The 18,886-nt window shown below is 73.1% G+C and carries 18 protein-coding genes; 11 read left to right on the top strand and 7 right to left on the bottom strand.

Annotated features, from left to right (window positions below):
* Nucleotides 1-12 precede the first annotated feature (12 nt).
* The 11 genes from ABZ857_RS25570 (at nt 13) to ABZ857_RS25620 (ending at nt 12,430) form a co-directional block, all read left to right on the top strand.
* On the top strand, nt 13-1,161 hold the full coding sequence (locus ABZ857_RS25570; protein ID WP_357046926.1) for an HlyD family efflux transporter periplasmic adaptor subunit: 1,149 nt from the start codon (nt 13-15) through the stop codon (nt 1,159-1,161).
* Nucleotides 1,158-1,958 (top strand): ABC transporter ATP-binding protein, encoded by an 801-nt coding sequence (locus tag ABZ857_RS25575; protein WP_357046928.1) that lies wholly within the window; start codon nt 1,158-1,160, stop codon nt 1,956-1,958. The genes ABZ857_RS25570 and ABZ857_RS25575 overlap by 4 nt, the downstream gene beginning before the upstream one ends.
* Complete coding sequence (locus ABZ857_RS25580) at nt 1,955-3,253, top strand: ABC transporter permease (RefSeq protein WP_357046930.1); 1,299 nt, start codon at nt 1,955-1,957, stop codon at nt 3,251-3,253. The genes ABZ857_RS25575 and ABZ857_RS25580 overlap by 4 nt, the downstream gene beginning before the upstream one ends.
* Before the next feature lie 28 nt (nt 3,254-3,281).
* Complete coding sequence (locus tag ABZ857_RS25585; protein WP_357046932.1) at nt 3,282-3,905, top strand: hypothetical protein; 624 nt, start codon at nt 3,282-3,284, stop codon at nt 3,903-3,905.
* The gene (locus ABZ857_RS25590) at nt 3,899-4,591 is read left to right on the top strand and encodes a response regulator transcription factor (protein WP_357047120.1); all 693 of its coding nucleotides are present in this window, start codon (nt 3,899-3,901) and stop codon (nt 4,589-4,591) included. The genes ABZ857_RS25585 and ABZ857_RS25590 overlap by 7 nt, the downstream gene beginning before the upstream one ends.
* A 190-nt stretch (nt 4,592-4,781) precedes the next feature.
* Nucleotides 4,782-6,257, top strand: a complete 1,476-nt coding sequence (locus ABZ857_RS25595) for a HAMP domain-containing sensor histidine kinase (RefSeq protein WP_357046934.1) — start codon at nt 4,782-4,784, stop codon at nt 6,255-6,257.
* Nucleotides 6,254-6,814: a hypothetical protein gene (locus ABZ857_RS25600; protein ID WP_357046936.1), complete on the top strand. Its 561-nt coding sequence runs from the start codon at nt 6,254-6,256 to the stop codon at nt 6,812-6,814. Before ABZ857_RS25595 ends, ABZ857_RS25600 begins: the two co-directional genes overlap by 4 nt.
* A 171-nt stretch (nt 6,815-6,985) precedes the next feature.
* Nucleotides 6,986-8,713 carry a GTPase domain-containing protein gene (locus tag ABZ857_RS25605; RefSeq protein ID WP_357046938.1) on the top strand — a complete coding sequence of 576 codons (1,728 nt, stop codon included), beginning with the start codon at nt 6,986-6,988 and terminating at the stop codon, nt 8,711-8,713.
* The gene (locus ABZ857_RS25610; protein ID WP_357046940.1) at nt 8,710-10,377 is read left to right on the top strand and encodes a YfjP family GTPase; all 1,668 of its coding nucleotides are present in this window, start codon (nt 8,710-8,712) and stop codon (nt 10,375-10,377) included. The genes ABZ857_RS25605 and ABZ857_RS25610 overlap by 4 nt, the downstream gene beginning before the upstream one ends.
* Nucleotides 10,378-10,426: 49 nt before the next feature.
* Entirely contained in the window at nt 10,427-10,996 is a 570-nt protein-coding gene (locus ABZ857_RS25615; protein ID WP_357046942.1) for a hypothetical protein, read from the top strand.
* A 57-nt stretch (nt 10,997-11,053) separates the two neighbouring features.
* Nucleotides 11,054-12,430, top strand: a complete 1,377-nt coding sequence (locus ABZ857_RS25620; protein WP_357046944.1) for an FAD-dependent oxidoreductase — start codon at nt 11,054-11,056, stop codon at nt 12,428-12,430.
* Nucleotides 12,431-12,438: 8 nt separating this feature from the next.
* Here the strand turns inward: ABZ857_RS25620 and ABZ857_RS25625 are convergent, their stop codons facing one another.
* From ABZ857_RS25625 to ABZ857_RS25655, 7 genes are all read right to left on the bottom strand, one after another.
* A complete protein-coding gene (locus ABZ857_RS25625) occupies nt 12,439-13,530 on the bottom strand; it encodes an SPFH domain-containing protein (protein WP_357046946.1) in 1,092 nt (363 codons plus the stop codon).
* 3 nt (nt 13,531-13,533) lie between these two features.
* Nucleotides 13,534-13,965: an NfeD family protein gene (locus tag ABZ857_RS25630; protein ID WP_357046948.1), complete on the bottom strand. Its 432-nt coding sequence runs from the start codon at nt 13,963-13,965 to the stop codon at nt 13,534-13,536.
* 105 nt (nt 13,966-14,070) lie between these two features.
* Entirely contained in the window at nt 14,071-14,502 is a 432-nt protein-coding gene (locus tag ABZ857_RS25635) for a VOC family protein (RefSeq protein WP_357046950.1), read from the bottom strand.
* A 46-nt stretch (nt 14,503-14,548) separates the two neighbouring features.
* A complete protein-coding gene (locus tag ABZ857_RS25640; RefSeq protein ID WP_357046952.1) occupies nt 14,549-15,730 on the bottom strand; it encodes an Ig-like domain-containing protein in 1,182 nt (393 codons plus the stop codon).
* A 38-nt stretch (nt 15,731-15,768) separates the two neighbouring features.
* Nucleotides 15,769-16,860 (bottom strand): fumarylacetoacetase, encoded by a 1,092-nt coding sequence (fahA, locus tag ABZ857_RS25645; RefSeq protein ID WP_357047122.1) that lies wholly within the window; start codon nt 16,858-16,860, stop codon nt 15,769-15,771.
* The gene (locus tag ABZ857_RS25650) at nt 16,857-18,023 is read right to left on the bottom strand and encodes a homogentisate 1,2-dioxygenase domain-containing protein (protein WP_357046954.1); all 1,167 of its coding nucleotides are present in this window, start codon (nt 18,021-18,023) and stop codon (nt 16,857-16,859) included. The genes fahA and ABZ857_RS25650 overlap by 4 nt, the downstream gene beginning before the upstream one ends.
* Before the next feature lie 194 nt (nt 18,024-18,217).
* The gene (locus ABZ857_RS25655; protein ID WP_357046956.1) at nt 18,218-18,871 is read right to left on the bottom strand and encodes a helix-turn-helix domain-containing protein; all 654 of its coding nucleotides are present in this window, start codon (nt 18,869-18,871) and stop codon (nt 18,218-18,220) included.
* Between the last annotated feature and the right edge of the window lie 15 nt (nt 18,872-18,886).

Consider the following 18,886-nt stretch of genomic DNA (forward strand, 5'->3'; position numbering starts at 1 on the left):
TGGTTCGACGTCGTGAAGCTGTCGACGAAGCGCAGGACGCTGATCATCAACGGTGTCCTGGTGGTACTGCTGCTCGGCGGGATCGCGGCGGCCTGGGCGTCCGTGGGAGGCGACTCCTCCGGCAACGGCGCCGCGCCGCTGACGACCCGGGTGGCCCGCGGGACCGTGCTCGCCTCGGTATCGGCCTCCGGTTCGGTCGAGAGCGCCCGGACGCGCGCCCTCGATTTCTCCGCGAACGGCACCGTGGAATCCGTCCTGGTCGAGACCGGGAACCGGGTCAAGAAGGGACAGGTGCTCGCGCGCATCGACGACACGGCCGCCCGGGAGAGCCTGGAGGCGGCCCAGGCGAGCCTGGACGCCGCCGAGGAGGCCGACACCTCGACGGCTTCGGGCTACTCGCAGTACATCAGCGCGAGGAACGCCTACCGGTCGGCGAAGCGGGCGCTGGCGGGCACGGTGATCAAGGCGCCGTTCGCCGGGGTCGTCACGGCGGTCAACGGAGCCGTGGGCGGCTCCTCCGGAGCGTCCGGCGGATCCGGCGGGTCCTCCCAGGGCGGCCAGGCCCAGTCGCAGAGCGGTTCCGCGGCGTCGAGCGGGTCCGGCGGCTTCATCGAGATCGCCGACCCCGCCCACCTGCGGATCGTGGGGAACTTCACCGAGGCCGACGTCAGCAGGATCAAGGTCGGTCAGGCGGCGACCGTGTCGTTCGACGCCCTCGCCGGGGTCACCGCCGCGGGCAAGGTGACGGTGATCGACCCGCAGCCGCAGACGAACAACAACGTCGTCCAGTACGCCGTGACGATCTCGCTGACCGACGTGCCGTCCACCGTACGGCTCGGCCAGACGGCCACGGTGCAGGTGACCGTGGGCAAGGCGGACGACGTGCTCACGGTGGCGTCCTCGGCGGTGACCACGGCGGGCGGCCAGACCACGGTGACCGTGCTGGAGAACGGCAAACAGGTCGTGAAGCGGGTGGAGGCCGGCCTGAAGGGCGACACCACCACCGAGATCAAGTCGGGACTCCAGGAGGGCGACCAGGTGGTGCGGCCCCAGGCATCGACGACCGGCGGAGGCGGCGGCATCCAGTTCCCCGGTGGCGGAGGCGGGTTCGGCCGCGGCTTCGGCGGCGGTGGCGGCGGTGGCGGCGGAGGCAACCGATGAGGGCCGGCCCGCCGCCGGTGCCCGACCGCCCTGTGCCCGACCGCCCTGTGCTCGACTCCCCTGTTCTCGGCCCTCCTGTGCTCGATTTGGGCCACGTCACCAAGGTGTACGGCGAGGGCGAGACCGCGGTGCGCGCGCTGCGCGGCGTGTCGCTCAGGGTGGAGCGCGGCGACTACGTGGCGATCATGGGCGCCTCCGGCTCCGGCAAGTCCACGCTGATGAACATCATCGGCTGCCTCGACGTCCCGTCCGGGGGGACCTACCACCTCGACGGCACCGACGTCGGCGGGCTCGACGAGCGGCGGCTCGCGGTCGTCCGCAACCGCAAACTCGGCTTCGTCTTCCAGTCCTTCAACCTCATCCCCCGGATGAGCGCGCTCGCCAACGTCGAGCTTCCCCTGGCGTACGGCGGGGTCAAGGCCGCGGAGCGGCGCCGCAGGGCGCTGGCCGCGCTCGACCGGGTCGGGCTCGCCGAGCGCGTCCACCACCAGCCCAACGAGCTGTCCGGCGGCCAGCAGCAGCGGGTGGCGGTGGCTCGCGCGCTCGTCACCGCGCCGACCCTGCTGCTGGCCGACGAGCCCACGGGGGCTCTCGACAGCAAGTCCAGCGAGGACGTCATGAACATCTTCGACCGCCTCAGCGCGAGCGGCCGGACCCTGGTCGTCATCACGCACGAGGAGGAGGTCGCCGCGCACGCCAAACGGGTCGTCCGTCTCATGGACGGCCGGATCGTGGAGGACGTGCGCACCACGCCGGTCGGCGGGCTGCCCCCGCGGCTCGCGGAGGTGGCCTCGTGAACGCCGTGGAGGTCCTGCGTTTCGCCCTGCGCGGCCTGGCCGCCAACAAGATGCGCAGCGCGCTCACCATGCTCGGCATCCTGATCGGCGTCGCCGCGGTGATCCTGCTGGTCGCGATCGGCGAGGGATCCTCCCAGCAGATCCAGCAGAACATCCAGCGGCTCGGCGCCAACTCGCTGACCGTCACGCCGTCCACCTCGGGCGGCGGGGGCGGCCCGGGGGGCGGGTTCGCCCGCGGTTTCGGCGGCGGGGGAGGCGCAGCGGGAGGAGGCGGCCAGGCCGGGCGGCAGAACACCGGCCCGCGCACCCAGGCCAAGGACCTCACCGTCGACGACGCGCGGGCGCTGGCCGACCCGGCGAACGCCCCCTCGGTCAAGAGCGTCTCGCCGGTCGTGACGGCCCAGTCCCAGACCGCGACGTACGAAGGGGCGAGCCACTCGATCAGCCAGCTCGTGGGCACCTACCCGAGCTACTTCGAGGCGTCCAACAAGCCGGTGGTCAAGGGCGCCTACTTCTACAACGACGACGTGCTCGCCGCGCGCAAGGTCGTGGTGATCGGACAGACGGTGGCCGAGAACCTGTTCGGCACGGTCGACCCCCTCGGCAAGCAGATCACGCTGTCGGGCGTGCCGTTCACCGTCGTCGGCGTGCTCAAGGAGGCCGGCTCGTCCGGGTTCCAGGACGCCGACGACGTGGCGATCGCCCCGCTGCCCGCCGTGCAGCAGAGCCTGACCGGCTTCGGGCCGCTGGGGCAGATCCTCGTCCAGGCCAAGAGCGCCGAGGCGGTCGACGCCGCGCAGACCGAGGTCACCGAGGTGCTCAACCAGCGGCACGGCATCGCCAACTCGGCGAGCGCCGACTATCGCATCCTCAACCAGGCGACCCTGCAGGAGACGGTCAGCGCGGCGACCGGGACGTTCACGGTCCTGCTCGGCGCGGTGGCCGCGATCAGCCTGCTCGTCGGCGGCATCGGCATCACGAACATCATGCTCGTCACGGTCACCGAGCGGACCAGGGAGATCGGCATCCGCAAGGCGATCGGCGCGCCCAAGGGCGCGATCCTCGGCCAGTTCCTCGCCGAGGCGACGATGCTCAGCCTCGTCGGCGGCCTGCTGGGTGTGCTGATCGCCGTGATCGGCGCCCAGTTCACGATCGCGGGCGTGCAGCCGGTGATCGTCCCCACGTCGATCGCGCTGGCGCTCGGCGTCTCGGTCGCGATCGGCCTGTTCTTCGGCAGCTACCCCGCCAACCGCGCCGCCGGGCTGCGGCCGATCGAAGCCCTCCGCTTCGAGTGACGGCCGGACCCATGGAAGGGAGACGATTGTGAGCAGGCACGACACCGAGGAGCTTCTGGAGACCTCGCCGTTCGACGACGACCTCCAGGAGGCGCTGGCGGCGCGTCCCGCTCGGGCGGGCGGGTCGAAGCTGACGCTCGCCCTGGCCGGAGGCGTCCTGCTCGTGGCCGGGCTGCTCCTCGGCATCCAGGTGCAGAAGCTCCTGGGCGGCTCCACGCCGGCCCAGTTCCCGGCCCGCGCGGCCGGTGCCGGTGCGTACGCGGGCGCCGGTCAGGCCCCTGGCGGCGGAGGACCGGGCGCCGGGCTCGGCGGCGGGTACGCCAGAGGCGCGGGCGGCGGCTTCGCGGGCGGCGGTGCCGGACGCGCCGGCGGCGGAACGGGCGCAGGGGCAGGGGCAGGGCCCGGCGGCATGACCTTCGGTACGGTCAAGCTGGTCGACGGCGACAAGATCTACGTCCAGACCGTGAACGGCGGCGTGGTCACGGTGACGACCTCGGGCGACACCAAGGTCCAGGTCACCAGGGCGGGGAAGGTATCCGACCTCAAACCGGGCAGCTTCGTCACCGTCGCGGGGACCGCCGACGCCCAGGGCCAGGTGGCGGCGACGTCCGTTACCGAGGGCTCGCCCATGGGCCGGAGGGCGGGATCGTGACCAGGGAGGGCCGCCTGCTTGTCGTCGACGACGAGCCCGACATCAGGGAGTTGCTGTCGGCGAGCCTGCGGTACGCGGGATTCGAGGTGATCACCGCGTCCACCGGCCGCGAGGCGGTCCAGATCGCCGGCAAGCTGCGCCCCGACCTGATCGTGCTCGACGTCATGCTGCCGGATCTGGACGGCTTCACCGTCTCCGACCGGCTCCACGCCTCCGGGCGGCGGGTCCCGGTGCTGTTCCTCACCGCCAGGGACGCGACCGAGGACAAGATCACCGGGCTCGGCTGCGGCGACGACTACGTCACCAAGCCGTTCAGCCTGGAGGAGGTGCTCGCACGCATCCGGGCCGTGCTACGGCGCACGCGCGGTGACGACGCCGCCCCCGCCCGGCTGCGCGTCGCCGACCTGGAGCTCGACGAGGACTCCCGCCAGGTCTGGCGGGACGGCGTCCCCGTACGGCTCTCGCCCACCGAGTTCAAGCTGCTGCACTACTTCATGGTCAACCAGGGCCGGGTGCTGTCGAAGGCGCAGATCCTCGACCACGTCTGGCACTACGACTTCGGCGGTGACCAGAACGTGGTCGAGTCGTACGTCTCCTATCTCCGGCGCAAGATCGACACCGCCGAGCCCAAGCTGATCCACACGCTCCGCGGCGTGGGCTATGTCCTCCGTGCGCCGCGTCAGTGACCTGCTCCACGCCGGCGGACCGGCCCGCGCCGCCGATGCACGGGCCGGGGAGAAACGCGGATCCGGCGAGAAACACGGACCCGGCGAGAAACACGGACCCGGCGAGAAGCGTGGGTCCGGGGAGAAGGGCGAACCCGGTGAACGAACGGCCCGTGCCCGCCGGTGGCCCCGCCTGCCGCGCGCCGGCCGGGTGCCGCGCCTGCTGAGCGTCCGCGAGCTGCGGCGGCGGGCCGCGAGGACCCCGCTCTGGCTGCGGCTCGTCGCGGGGACGCTGCTGCTCGTGGCGCTCGCGATCGCGCTGACCGGCGGCTTCGCCGTACAGCTCCTGCGGGGCTACCTGGTGGACCGGGTCGACGGGCAGCTCACGGCCGTCGCCCGGCGCCCGGCGGAACCGCCTCCGTCCCAGGTCACGGGTGGCGCGTCCCGGCCGCCGCGGCAGTTCGGCTCGTTCTACATCGTCCTGCTCGACCGGAACGGCGCCGTCGTCCGCACCGTCCAGGAGCCGCCGAACGCCGATCCGCTGCCCGCGCTGCCCAGGCCCCGGCAGGACCGCAGGCAGTGGCTGTTCACGGTCGAGGGCCCCTCGGGAGCGCTGTGGCGGGCGATAGCCGTACGCGAGGAGGACGGCACCCGCTTCCGCGTCGCGGCCATCAGCCTGGCCGACATCGACGGCACGGTCTCCCAGCTGGTGCTGATCGTCTCCGGTGTCGGCCTCGCGGTGCTCGCCGCACTCGGGATCGCCTGCTACTGGCTCGTACGGCGCAGCCTGCGACCACTGGGGGAGATCGAACGGACGGCGGAGGCGATCGCGGCCGGAGACCTGTCGCGGCGCGTCCCGCTCCGGCACCGGCGCACGGAGATGGGCCGTCTCGGCCGGTCCATCAACGGCATGCTCACGCAGATCGAGACGGCGTTCCGGGAACGGGAGGCGTCGCAGGAGCGGATGCGCCGGTTCATGGCCGACGCCTCCCACGAGCTGCGCACCCCGCTCACCTCGATCCGCGGCTTCGCCGAGCTGTACCGGCAGCAGAGTTCGCAGGACCCCGTCCTGCTGCTGCGCCGCATCGAGGACCAGGCCGTACGGATGGGCCTGCTCGTGGACGACCTGCTGCTGCTCGCCCGGCTCGACCAGCAGCGCCCCCTCGAACGCCGCCCGGTCGACGTGCTCAGCCTCGCGGCGGGGGCGGTGCTCGACGCGCAGACCCTCGCGCCTGACCGGGAGATCGACCTGCTGCGGCTGGACGGCTCGGACGAGCCGGTGCGGGTGCTCGGCGACGAGGCGCGGCTGCGCCAGGTCGTCGGCAACCTCGTCAGCAACGCCCTGCGGCACACCCCCGCGGGCACCGCCTTCCGCGTCGGCGTGGGGATCGTGCCCGGATCGCAGGCCCTGATCGAGGTGGCCGACGACGGGCCCGGCCTGGCTCCCGGCGACGCCGAGCGCGTCTTCGAACGGTTCTATCGCGCCGATCCTTCGCGCAGCCGGTCGGACTCCGGCGGCACGGGGCTCGGGCTGTCCATCGCCGCCGCTCTCGTCCAGGCCCACGGCGGCACCATCACGGCCGACAGCGAGCCCGGCCGCGGCGCGGTGTTCCGCGTCCGCCTCCCGGCGAGCCCTCCCCGAACAGAGGCTCCGCGAAGAGAGGCCTCCGAAGAAAGGTTAGGGTGATCCCTTTGCGATACCTGTCCATCGTGGTCGCGGCGGCGGCCCTGACGGTCGCGGTGACCGGCTGCGGCGGCGGTGACGACACCGCCGCCACGACCACCACGCAGGCCGCCGGCGGCGGTTCGAGCGCCGACCCCAGGGCCGCGTTCACCGAGTGCCTGCGTGAGAACGGCGTCACGCTGCCGACCGGGCGTCCTTCCGGAATGCCGAGCGGACGGCCGGCCGACCGGCCCAGCGGCAGGCCCAGCGCGTGGCCGAGCGACCGGCCCGGCGGAGGCTTCGGCGGGTTCAGGTCGATGGACCCCGCGACGAGCAAGGCGTTCGAGGCGTGCCGCTCGCTCATGCCGCAAGGCGGCCGGGGCGGGTTCGGCGGCCGGCGCGGCGTCGATCCGCAGGCCATGCAGGCGTTCCGCACCTGCATGAAGGACAACGGCGCCGAGCTGCCGGCCGACGGGCGCGTGCGCGATCCGGCCACGGCGGACCCCAAGGTGGCCAAGGCGTACGACAAGTGCAAGGTGCTGCTGCCCGCGCCCACGCCCGCCGCCGCGCCCGGCGCCTGAGCCGTCCGCGTCTCGGTCCCGCCCGGCCTCTGACCCGGCGGCCGTCGCCAGGAAGCGCGAGGTGGTGTTGCCCGCGCCCACGCCCGCCGCCGCGCCCGGCGCCTGAGCCGTCCGCGTCTCGGTCCCGCCCGGCCCCTGATTCGGCGGCCTTCCACAGGGAAGGTCGGGGGTATGGCGGGGAACGACAGGCTGCGGGCCGCCCTGGACAGCGTGCGGCGTCACCTCGATCAGGACCTGTTCCCCCTGGAGATCGGGGACGCCGCGGCCGACCGGCGTGTCCTGGGGGAGCTGCGCGGGCAGCTCGACGACTACCTGCTGCCCCGCCTGGCCGCCATCGACGCGCCGCTGCTCGCCGTGGTAGGCGGTTCCACCGGGGCGGGCAAGTCCACCCTGGTCAACTCGCTGGCCGGCGCGATCGTGACCGAGCCCGGGGTGCTGCGGCCCACCACGCTCGCGCCGACTCTGGTCTGCAACCCCGCCGACGCCGCCTGGTTCACCTCCACCACCGTCCTGCCCGGGCTGGCCAGGGTGACGGGCGGGGCGGCCGGCGGGGGACGCGGCGAGCCCGGCACCCTGCGGATCGCCCCGGTGGACGCCCTGCCCCCCGGGCTGGCGCTGCTCGACGCCCCCGACATCGACTCGGTCGTCACGGCCAACCGCGAGCTGGCCGCGCAGCTGCTCGCCGCGGCCGACCTGTGGCTGTTCGTCACGACCGCCGCGCGGTACGCCGACGAGGTGCCGTGGAGCTTCCTGCGCCTGGCCCGGGAGCGGAGCACGGCGCTCGCGGTGATCCTGCAGCGGGTCCCGGCCGAGGCACGCGAGCCCGTGGCCGCCGACCTGACCCGGCTGCTTGAGGAGAACGGCCTGGGCGGCACCCCGCTGTTCACCGTCGCCGAGCTGGAGCTGCCGTCGGAGCGCGCCCGGCTGCCCGCCCCCGTCGTGCAGCCGATCGCGACCTGGCTCGCCGACCTGTCCGTGGACGCCAGGGCGCGGGCCGAGGTCGTACGGCGGACCCTGACCGGCGCACTGGACAGCCTCGGCACCCGGGTGCCCGACCTGGCCGACCGGGTGGAGCGTCAGCGGGCGGGGATCGCCGAGCTGCGTGACATCGCGGGCAGGGCGTACGACGTGGCGATGTCGGCGTTCGACGAGGGGATGCGCGACGGCAGGCTGCTGCGCGGGGAGGTGCTGGCCCGCTGGCAGGACTTCGTGGGCACCGGCGACCTCATGCGGGCCCTGGAGTCCCGCATCGGCTGGCTGCGCGACCGCCTCGCCGCCGCCTTCAGAGGCCGTCCGGCGCCCGACAGGGAGCTGCGGGTCGCCCTGGAGAGCGGGGTGGAGTCGCTGATCCGCGCCACCGCCGACGCCGCCGCCGAGCGGGCCGTCGAGGCGTGGCTGGCCCTTCCCGCCGGGCGCGACCTGCTGGAGAAGTCCGGCGTCGCCGTCTCCGGGCGGCTCGGCCGCGCGTCCGCCGATCTGCCCGGCCGGGCTGGCGCGGCCGTACGCGACTGGCAGGGGCACGTGCTCGACCTCGTCCGCTCCGAGGGCGCCGACCGGCGCACGCTCGCCCGGGCGGCGTCGTTCGGCGTGAACAGCCTCGGCGTGCTGATCATGCTGGCGGTGTTCTCCACGACCGGCGGGATCACCGGCATCGAGCTGGGCATCGCCGGCGGCACCGGCGTGCTCAGCCAGAAGCTGCTCGAAGCCGTCTTCGGCGACCAGGCCGTGCGCACGCTGACCCAGGAGGCGCGCGAGGACCTGCGGCGGCGCGTCCGCGCGCTGCTCGACGAGGAGCGCTCCCGCTTCACCTCCCTGGTGGAGGGGCTGGGCCCGGCTCCGGAGACGGCGGCCCGGCTGCGGGAGGCCGCCAAGGCCGTACAGGAGAGGGGCGTCCTTTGAAGCTCCCGCGCGGGAAGGCGGAGGTGTCGCTGGACGACCGCCTGGAGGCGCTCGCGGAGGCCGCCGACCTCGCGGAGGACCGGCTCGGTCAGGAGGCCGTGGACCACGCCCGCGCCGTGGTCGCCCGGGCCGGCGTGCGGCGGGGCCTGTCGGTGGGCCACACCGCGGTCGCCCTCGCCGGGGCGACGGGCAGCGGCAAGTCGTCGCTGTTCAACGCCCTGTCCGGGACCGATCTGGCCACTGTGGGAGTGACCCGGCCGACGACCGCCAAGGCGCAGGCGGCCCTGTGGGGCCCGGACGGCTCGGGGCCGCTGCTCGACTGGCTCGACGTCCCGCGGCGTCACACGGTCGAGGGCGACGCGTCTGGGCTGATCTTGCTGGACCTGCCCGACCACGACTCCATCGAGCTGTCCCACCGCAGGGAGGTCGACCGCCTGGTCGCCGTGGTGGACCTGCTGGTCTGGGTGCTCGACCCGCAGAAGTACGCCGACGCGGCCGTGCACGAGCGCTACCTGCGCCCGCTCGCCCGGCACCGGGACGTCATGGTCGTCGTGCTCAACCAGGTGGACCGGCTGCCGGAGCGGTCGGTCAAGCGCTGTCTGGACGACCTGCGCGGCCTGCTGGCGGCCGACGGGCTCGAAGGGGTGCCGGTGCTCGGGGTCTCCGCCCGCACCGGTGAGGGCGTCCCCGAACTGCGGGCGCTGCTCGACCGTCAGGTGTCCCGCCGCCGCGCCTGGTCGTCCCGGCTCGCCGCCGACGTGGCCGCGGCCGCCGCCACGCTCTGGGTGGACACCCGGCTCCCGGACACCCGGCTCCCGGACACCCGGCTCCCGGACACCCTGCCGCCGGACGCCCCGCCGCCGAACGCCCTGCCCTCGCCCGCGCCGGGACAGGTGGCGGTGCCGGAGGTCGCCGTGAGCAGGGCTCTGACGCGGGCGCTGGCACAGGCGGCCGGGGTGCCCGTCGTGGTCGAGGCGGTCGCGAAGTCGCACCGGCACCGCTCGATCGCCGCGACGGGCTGGCCGGTGACGCGCTGGCTGCGCAGGCTGCGGCCCGATCCGCTGCGCCGTCTCCACCTGGCCAAGGGAGCCCGTTCCTCGCTGCCCGCGGCCACCGCCGTGGAGGTCTCGGCCGTGGACACCGCCCTGCGCGACGTCGGAGCCGCCGCCTCGGCGACCGTGCCCGAGCCGTGGGCCACGGCCGTACGGCACGCGGCGCGCTCGCGGTCGCGGGAGCTGACGGACGCGCTGGACCGCACGGTCGCCTCGGCCACCTCGGGCGGCGTCTCCAGCGCCCCTCGGTGGTGGCGGGTGGCGGGGACGGCGCAGTGGCTGACCGTCGCCGCGATGGCCGCGGGCGCGATCTGGCTGCTCGTGCGCTTCGCGCTGGACTACCTCATGCTGCCCGGGCTTCCCACCCCCACGGTCGGCCGGGCGCCGTGGCCGACCGTGCTCCTGCTGGGCGGCGCGCTGGCCGGGCTGCTGATCGCGTTGGTGTGCCGGGTGTTCGCCTGGGCCGGGGGGCGGCGCAGGGCGCGCAGAGCCGCCAAGGCGTTGCGCACCGGCATCGAACAGGTCGCCGCCGACCTGATCATCGCCCCCACGAGGGACGAACTCTCCCGCTACGCCCGGTTCGCCGACCGCATCACCCGTGCTGCCTCCTAATCCCGGAAGTCGGTGATCAAGGGGTGGGATTCGTGGTGGACTATGCCGAATGAGGCTGTTCAAGACGCTGACGACCGCCGCGCTCGTCTCCTGCTTCGCGGTCGTCGTGCTCAGCGGCGCCTACCTCGCGTACTTCTACGTTCCGCACAGCGGGCCCGCCGTCTACGACGGCCCGTACGAGCCGTTGCGCGGGGTCGTGATGAGCGAGGCGTACGCCTCGGAGTTGCGGCTCAGCTTCGACCAGCCCCGCGGGCTCTACGTGCGGCAGGTGCACCACTCGTCGTCGTGGCTCTTCCTGCTGCTGCTCGTCGTGCGCCTGGTGGCCGGGGTGTTCCGCCGGCTGTCGGCCGGGGCGGCGCTGCTGGGGGCGGGCGCGCTGGCCGTGGTCACCGGTTACGCGCTGCCCGACGATCTGTTCTCCGGCACGATCCTGGCGAAGGTGCCGCTCCCGGTGTGGTACGTCGCTCACATGGCGTTGGCGGGCGCCCTGGCGGCAGGCCTGGTGATGGTGTGGCGGCGGACGAGCGCCGAACAGCCCAAACTGCGCTATTTCGCGCTGGCGGGCCTGGCCCTCTTCCTGCTGGACGTCGCCCAGCCGTTCGTGCCGTACGGGCGGTGACAGGGCATGGCAGGCGTCTGACAGCGGTCTGGCAGAGCGGCCTGTCACGGTCGGGACATGCATGAGACCACGGACGTACTTGTTGTCGGAGCCGGCCCGACCGGGCTCACCCTGGCCGTGGACCTGGCCCGCCGGGGCGTCGCCTGCCGCATCGTCGACCAGGCGCCCGAGCCCGCGGCCGGCTCCAAGGGCAAGGGCCTGCAACCGCGTACGCAGGAGGTCTTCGACGACCTCGGAGTGATCGGCCCGATCCTGGCGGCGGCGACGCCCTACCCGCCGCTGCGGGTCAGGATCGGCAGGGTGCCGATCTGGCAGGCCCGCATGCACGGGCCCGCCGTGGCCACGGACGCGGTGCCGTACCCGGCGGTGCTGATGCACCCGCAGTGGCGCACCGAGGCGGTGCTGCGCGAGCGCCTGGCCGAGCTGGGCGGGAAGGTACAGGGCGGCGCGCTGACCGGCTTCGAGCAGGACGCGGACGGGGTGACCGCCCGGCTCGGCACGGGAGAGACCCTGCGGGCGCGTTACCTGGTCGCGGCGGACGGCGGCAGGAGCCCGGTGCGCAAGGCCCTCGGCATCGGCTTCACCGGCGAGACCCGCGAGGAGGAGCGGATGGCCCTCGGCGACGTGCGGGTCGAGGGGCTCGGCCGCGACCACATCCACGTCTGGGTGCGGCCGGGCCGGGGGATGGTGGCGCTCTACCCGATGGCAGGCACCGACACCTTCCAGATGCTCGCCTCGCTGAAGCCGGGGGTCACCCCGGAGCAGACGTTGTCCGGGTATCAGCGGATCTTCGCCGAGAGGTCCATGCTGCGCCGGGTGCGCCTGACGGAGCTGCTGTGGTCCTCCCTCTACCGGGTGAACATCCGCCTCGCCGACCGCTACCGCTCCGGCCGGGTCTTCCTGGCCGGGGACGCCGTGCACGTGCACCCGCCGGCGGGCGGGCAGGGGCTCAACACCGGCGTCCAGGACGCCTACAACCTGGGCTGGAAGCTGGCTCGCGTGCTCGCCGGGGCGCCGGAGACGCTGCTGGACACCTACGAGGAGGAGCGCAGGCCCGTCGCCGCCCGGGTGCTCGGGCTCAGCGTGGATCTCGCCGACAAGAAGTCCTACAAGCGCGGGGAGGAGACCTACCAGCTCTCGCTGAGCTACCGGGGCGGCTCGCTCGCCCGGCGCGGCGGCGACCGGGTGCCCGACGGCCCGCTCCCGCTGGCGGACGGGACGCGGGCCCGCATGTTCGACCTGCTGCGGGGCCCGCACTTCACCCTGCTGTCCGCCGACCCGCCTCCGCGCGTCGGCGGGGGTCCCGAGGTGCGCGCGTACGCGCCGGCCGAGCCGTACGGCGGCGAGCGGCACACCCTGATCCGCCCGGACGGGTACGTCGGGATCTCCACCTCCTCGGCCGACGAGCTCGCCGCCTACCTGGCCATGGTCTGATCCGGGAGCTACTGCCGCTCGTCCGGGCGCACCGCGTGGGCCGGGTCGGGGTTGGAGACCCCGTCCGCGCCGAGGGCGGGACGGCGGGCTTCGAACTGGCGCGGTCCCAGCTCGCTGTCCTCGGCCGCCGCCCTGGCCTCGGCGGCGGCGCGCTCGGCCTCGGCGACCGCCTCGCTGCCCGCGATGCTCCGCTCGTGCCTGCCGTCCGCCCCGGTGGCCCGGCTCGCCGGCAGCGACTCGGTGAACGCCTTCGACAACGTGTTGAGCGCGGAGGTGACCTCGCTCGGGATCACCCACATCGTGTTGCCCTGGCCCTGGGCGAGCTGGGGCAGCACCTGGAGGTACTGGTAGGCGAGCAGCTTGGGGTCGGGGTCGTTGCGGTGCACGGCCTGGAACACCTCGTCGATCGCCTGCGACTGACCCTGGGCCTTGAGGATCTGCGAGGTGCGCTCGCCCTCGGCGCGCAGGATGGCGCTCTGCTTCTCACCTTCGGCCGTGAGGATCTGCGACTGCCGCTGGCCCTCGGCCGTGAGAATCGCCGCGCGCTTGTCCCGCTCGGCGCGCATCTGCTTCTCCATCGCGTCCTTGATGGTCTTCGGCGGGTCGATCGCCTTGATCTCGACCCGGTTGACCCGGATGCCCCACTTTCCGGTGGCCTCGTCGAGCACGCCGCGCAGCTGACTGTTGATCATGTCACGGGAGGTGAGCGTCTTCTCCAGGTCCATGCCGCCGACCACGTTGCGCAGCGTCGTCACGGTGAGCTGCTCGACGCCCTGGATGAAGTTGGCGATCTCGTACTCCGCCGCCCGGGGATCGGTGACCTGGAAATACAGCACCGTGTCGATGTCCACCACGAGGTTGTCCTCGGTGATGACCGGCTGCGGCTTGAACGACACCACCTGCTCACGCAGGTCCAGCAGCGGGCGGACCCGGTCGATGAACGGGATGACGAAGTTCAGGCCGGGCCCCAGCGTGCGGTAGTACCTGCCCAGGCGCTCGACGTTGCCGGCTCTGGCCTGCGGCACGATCCGGATCGCCCGCAGCACCGTCAGGATCGCGACGAACGCGATGACGATTCCGGCGATCACTGCTGCGTCCATTGCTCACTCCCGGGGATAGACAAGGGCGGTGGCGCCCTCGATCTCTATGACGTCGACCGTGGCCCCCGGCGGGATCACGAGCGTCTCGTCGTAGGCACGGGCCGACCACTCCTCGCCGCCGATCCGCACCCGGCCGTCCCTGCCGGTGACCTCTTTGGTCACGTACGCGGACTTGCCGACGAGCGCGGACACCCCGAAGCGCTTCGGCGGCGGCTGCTTGATGTGCCGGAGCGCGATCGGGCGCACCCCGGCGAGGCCGGCGGCGGAGGCGATGACGAACACGGCCAGCTGGAGCGCGGGCGGCAGCCCGACGGCCGCGACCACGGTGGTGAGCAGGGCCGCGACGGACAGCAGCCCCAACGCCGCGGTCAGCGTGAAGATCTCCGCCACGCCCAGCACAGCCGCCAGGATGAGCCATACGATCCAGGAGTCCATTGCCGCCTCCATAGCAATGAACGAAAACCGCTCGGGTCCGGTTCCTCCTCCTCAAACCTAACCCGTACGGCCGCGGTCTCCGAGAGCCGAGTCTCAGGCCGGGTTTCACGCAGGGGACGCGGTGACGCGGAACTCGTTGCCCTCCGGGTCGGCCATCAGGATGTGGTCGTCGAACGCCTCCAGGAGCGTGCCGCCCGCGCGGACCAGCCGGGCGGCCTCCGCCCTGATCCGCTCCCACCGGTCGGCGGCCGTGCCGTCTCCCGGCACCCGGACGTCGATGTGGAGCCGGTTCTCCGCCGTCTTCCGCTCCGGGACCGGGAGGATGGAAAGCCGGGGTCCGACCCCCTCGGGGTCGCACAGCAAGGCCCCCTCGTCCTCGGCGCCGCCGGCCGACACGTCGAACCGCGCCGACGACTCCTCACCGGTCGCGTACCGGGCCGCCGGGATCTCGTCGACGTAGCCGAGCGCCGTCTTCCAGAACTCGGCGAGAAGCCGCGCGTTCTCACAGTAGAGGGCCAGATCGATCGTTACTGCCATGACTCGACCGTAATGCAGGCCGCTGACTCGAACGCGACCACGTCTGTCAAGAGGCGCCGGAAGGGGTCTCGGCGGCGTCGTTCCGGAGGGCGCTGCCGGCCAGCCACCGGGGCCAGGAGAGCTGCCAGTAGCCCCAGCCGTTGTTCCACTCCAGTTCGCGAGCTGTGCCGGTGACGATGACGGGATCGCCGCGCAACGCGTGCTCGTAGAACCATCGCGCCTGGTCGGGGCGGACGTTCACGCAGCCGTGGCTGACGTTGACCCGGCCCTGCGCCCACAGGTTGTCCAGCGAGTGGACGTACTCGCCGCTGTTGGAGATCCGTACAGCGTGGTCGATGAGCTTGTCGTAGTAGCCGGGGTCGCCCTTGCGGCGGCCCGGCGAGACCATGCGGACGGGGTTGCCCTTGTCCATCGTCAGGTGGATCCCGCTCGTGGTCGTGTACTCCCTGGTGGTCGCCATGCCGGCGCTGATCGGCATGCGCCGGGCCACCCTGCCGTCCTGCCGCACCACCATCTGGTGGGTGCGGGTGTCGACCGTGCTGACCATGGCCCGCCCCACGGTGAAGGCCACGCTCCGGTCGGCTGCGCCGTACGTGCCGGGGGCGGCGCGGACGCCGGCGAGATGGGCGATGAAGCGCACGTCGCCGCCGGCCGGCCACATCTTCCGCGGCCGGTAGACGACCTGGGTGGAGCTCGCCCAGTGCCAGGCGCCCTCGGCCGGGCCCCGGACCTCCAAGGCCCGCTCGACCGCCGCGCGGTCCTCGACGGGTCTGGTGAACGTCACGATGATCGGCATGCCGATCCCGACGGTCTCCCCGTCGTACGGGACGACCGAGGCGACGGCGAGCTCACGGCGCGGGGTGAGCGTGCGGAACCGGCCCGCGACCTGGGCGGTGACATTCTGGGGCCCGGTCGCGACGGCGTTGACGACATACTGCGTGCCGGGGCGCAGCGTCCACGACGACCGCCAGACGGTGCGGGCCGGGTCGAAGGCGCCGGGCACCGGCTCGCGCCCCGCGAACGCCAGCACGCTGGTCAGCCTGCCGCCCTCCGCCCTGACGACCAGCCCCGCCTCCGGCGCGACCGCCACCGCACCGGAGGCCGGGGCGATCGTGATGCGCGGCGCGGGCGGCACCCGTACGGCGCAGCCCGCGGCAAGCGCGGGACAGGCCACGAGCAGCACCGCGAGCAGGGCGCGGGCGGCGGGAGGCGGGGTGCGTGGCTTCACGGACACCCAAGATAGCGATGGGTGACAACAAGAACACGCTAAGTCGCCGGAAGGATCTTCCCCGAGACCTCGCCGAGGCTGATCCCGTGCGAAGTCCACGCGCTGATCGTGACGGTGTCGCCGTCCTCCAGGAAGGTGCGGGTCTCGTTGGGTAGCTTGACCGGCTCCGCGCCGTTCCAGGTCAGCTCGATGAGCGAGCCCGGCTGCCCGACCGACGAGACCGTCCCGCTCGCGAACAGGTCGCCGGTGCGCAGACGGGCGCCGTTCACGGTCATGTGGGCGAGCATCTGGTCGGGTGTCCAGTACATGTCGCGGAACGACGGCGTCGAGACCGTCTCGCCGTTGAGGTCGACGCGCAGCGTGAGGTCGAGCCCCCAGGGCGCCTGCCTGGCGAGGTAGGGCAGGGGCTCGGGGTCCTGCGACCGGCCCTCGACCCTGGCCTCCTCCAGCGCGTCGAGCGGCGTGATCCACGCGGACATCGAGGTGGCGAACGACTTGCCCAGGAACGGCCCGAGCGGGACGTACTCCCACGCCTGGATGTCGCGGGCGCTCCAGTCGTTGACGAGCGCCACCCCGAAGACGTGGTCCTCGAACGCGCCCGCGCGCTCGCCGAGCCGCGTCGGCACCCCGACGACGAAGCCGACCTCCGCCTCGATGTCGAGCCTCTGAGACGGGCCGAACGACGGCCGCTGCCCGCACGGCCGCCTGATCGGCGTCCCCGAGACGACGACGGTGCCCGCCCGCCCGTGGTAGCCGACGGGCAGGTGCCGCCAGTTCTGCTTCAGCGGCTCGTCGTCCGGCCGGAACATCCGGCCGAGGTTCGACGCGTGCTCCAGCGAGGCGTAGAAGTCCACGTAGTCGGCCACCTCGACCGGCAGGTGCAGGGTCACCTCCGCCAGTGGGATCAGGTGGTCGCCCGTGGCCGCCGCCTCGCGTGCCCGCGCCCGCGTCTCCTGCCAGGCCGCACGGCCCAGCGCCAGCAGCGGGTTGAGGCTGGGCGCCGCGTAGAGGTCTCCGCCGAGGGCGGCCGCCAGGTCGAGGACCTGGTCCCCGACCCGGACGCCGACCCTGCGGGGCTCGCCGGGCCGGGAGAACACGCCGTACGGCAGGTTGTCGAGCCCGAAGCTCATCTCGCCCACGTCCACGCGTAGTCGGTGTCCTCGCACGCCAGGGCGGCCTGGCCGAGGTCGAGCGGGCGGAAGGTGTCGATCATGACGGCCATCTCGGTCGTCTCGGTGTGCCCCTGGCGCACGGCCTCGACGGCGGCCTCCACCGCGCCCGGCTGCGGGCCGTGCGTGAAGCCGGCCGGGTGCAGCGAGATCGAGCCGACGTCGATGCCCGACCCCTTCCTCGCCGTGTAGTCGCCGCCCACGTAGAACATGAACTCGTCGGAGTCCACGTTGTGGTGGTTGTACGGGATCGGCACGGCCTCCGGGTGGAAGTCCAGTGGCCGGGGACAGAACGAGCAGATGACGAAGCCCGGGCCCTCGAACGTCTGGTGGACCGGCGGCGGCGCGTGGGTGCGCTTCACGATCGGCTCGAAGTCCTGGATGTTGAAGGCGTACGGGTAGAGGCAGCCGTCCCAGCCCACCACGTCGAAGGGATGGTGGGCGTAGGTCAGCCTGGTCAGCCCGCCCCGCGTCCTGACCAGGACCGGCACCTCTTCTCCGTCCACGAGCAGCGGCTCGGCCGGCGCACGCAGGTCACGCTCGCAGTACGGCGCGTGCTCCAGGAACTGGCCGTACTGGGACAGGTAGCGCTTCGGCGGCCTGATGTGCCCGGCCGCCTCGATCACCAGCGCGGTCACCGGGCCGTCGGGTACCCATCGGTGGATCGTCCCGGTGGGAATGACGACGTAGTCGCCCTCGGTCACGTCCAGCGCGCCGTACGCCGACTCGAACCGGGCCCGGCCGCTCGCGATGTAGACGCACTCGTCGCCCATCGAGTCGCGGTACAGCTCGCTGGGCGTCCGCGTCGCGGCGTACGAGATGCGGACGTCGGAGTTGCCCGCGAGCAGCATGCGCCCGGAGACCAGGTCGCCGTCCGGCTTCAGCTCCCGGGTGCGGAAGTGGCGCGGGGACAGCGGCAGGTTGGGCGCCAGGCCGGGCGCCCCCGCGTCCACGGCCTCGGCCTTGACGATGGCGGTCGGCGCGTGACGGTGGTAGAGCAACGAGGAGTCGGAGGAGAAGCCCTCCTCTCCCATGAGCTCCTCCTTGTACAGCCCGCCGTCGGGCGTGCGGAACTGCACGTGGCGCTTGCGCGGCACCTCCCCGACCACGCGGTAGTACGGCATGACGCCTCCTCTACTCATCCTTTGGATTGCTTGTCCGTTAATCGGACGTCAGTGTCCTATATATGTACGACGATTCGCCATGCCGCCGGGAATGTCAAGCTGTCGGCCATGAACCACGCGGAGATCCACCTGTCCGTCTCGACCTGGCGGCAGCCGTCGACTTCACCGAGCCCCGGCTGCTGAAATGGTGACGGTCAGCGCGGGGGCTCGGACAGGGCGGTCGCGAGCCGGCCGGCGGCCTCCAGGACCAGCGGGCCCACCTTGTCCGCGTCGAGGTCGGCGAAGCTGACCACGCCGACGGACGCCTCCAGCCACGGCAGGCCCGGGATCGGCGCGGCGATGCCCTGCGCGCCCTCCTGCAGGTGCCCCCTGCTCGTGTGCAGCGGCGGATCCGTGCGGCCCGCGCGCAGCGCGAGCAGCGCCAGCCCGGCGGCGCCGCGCGTCAGCGGATGGCGCGAGCCCTCCCGATAGGCGACGTGGAAGTCGGTCCACGACGGCTCGACCACCGCGACCGCCAGGCCCTCGTCGCCCTCGGCCACGGTCAGGTGGGCGGTCGCCCCGGCCTGCTCCGCGAGCGCGCGCAGCGCCGGCAGCGCCGCCGCCCGCAGCAGGGGATGCACGGCCTGGGCCAGCACGAGCACCCCGAAGCCCAGGTGCACGCGGCCGTGCGCGTCCCGCCGGGCGAAGCCCTCGGCCTGCAGGGTCGTCAGGAGCCGGTAGACGATCGGCCGGCTCAGGCCCAGCTCCTGGGCGAGCTCGGTCGGCGTGCGCCCCCGGTTCGCGTCGGCGAGCAACCGCAACAGCCGTAAGCCCCGTTCGAGCGTCTGCGCCGATTCGGCCGCCATCATGCCTTTGATTATCGC

It is taken from the genome of Microbispora sp. NPDC046933 (genome assembly GCF_040644635.1).
Taxonomy (GTDB): domain Bacteria; phylum Actinomycetota; class Actinomycetes; order Streptosporangiales; family Streptosporangiaceae; genus Microbispora.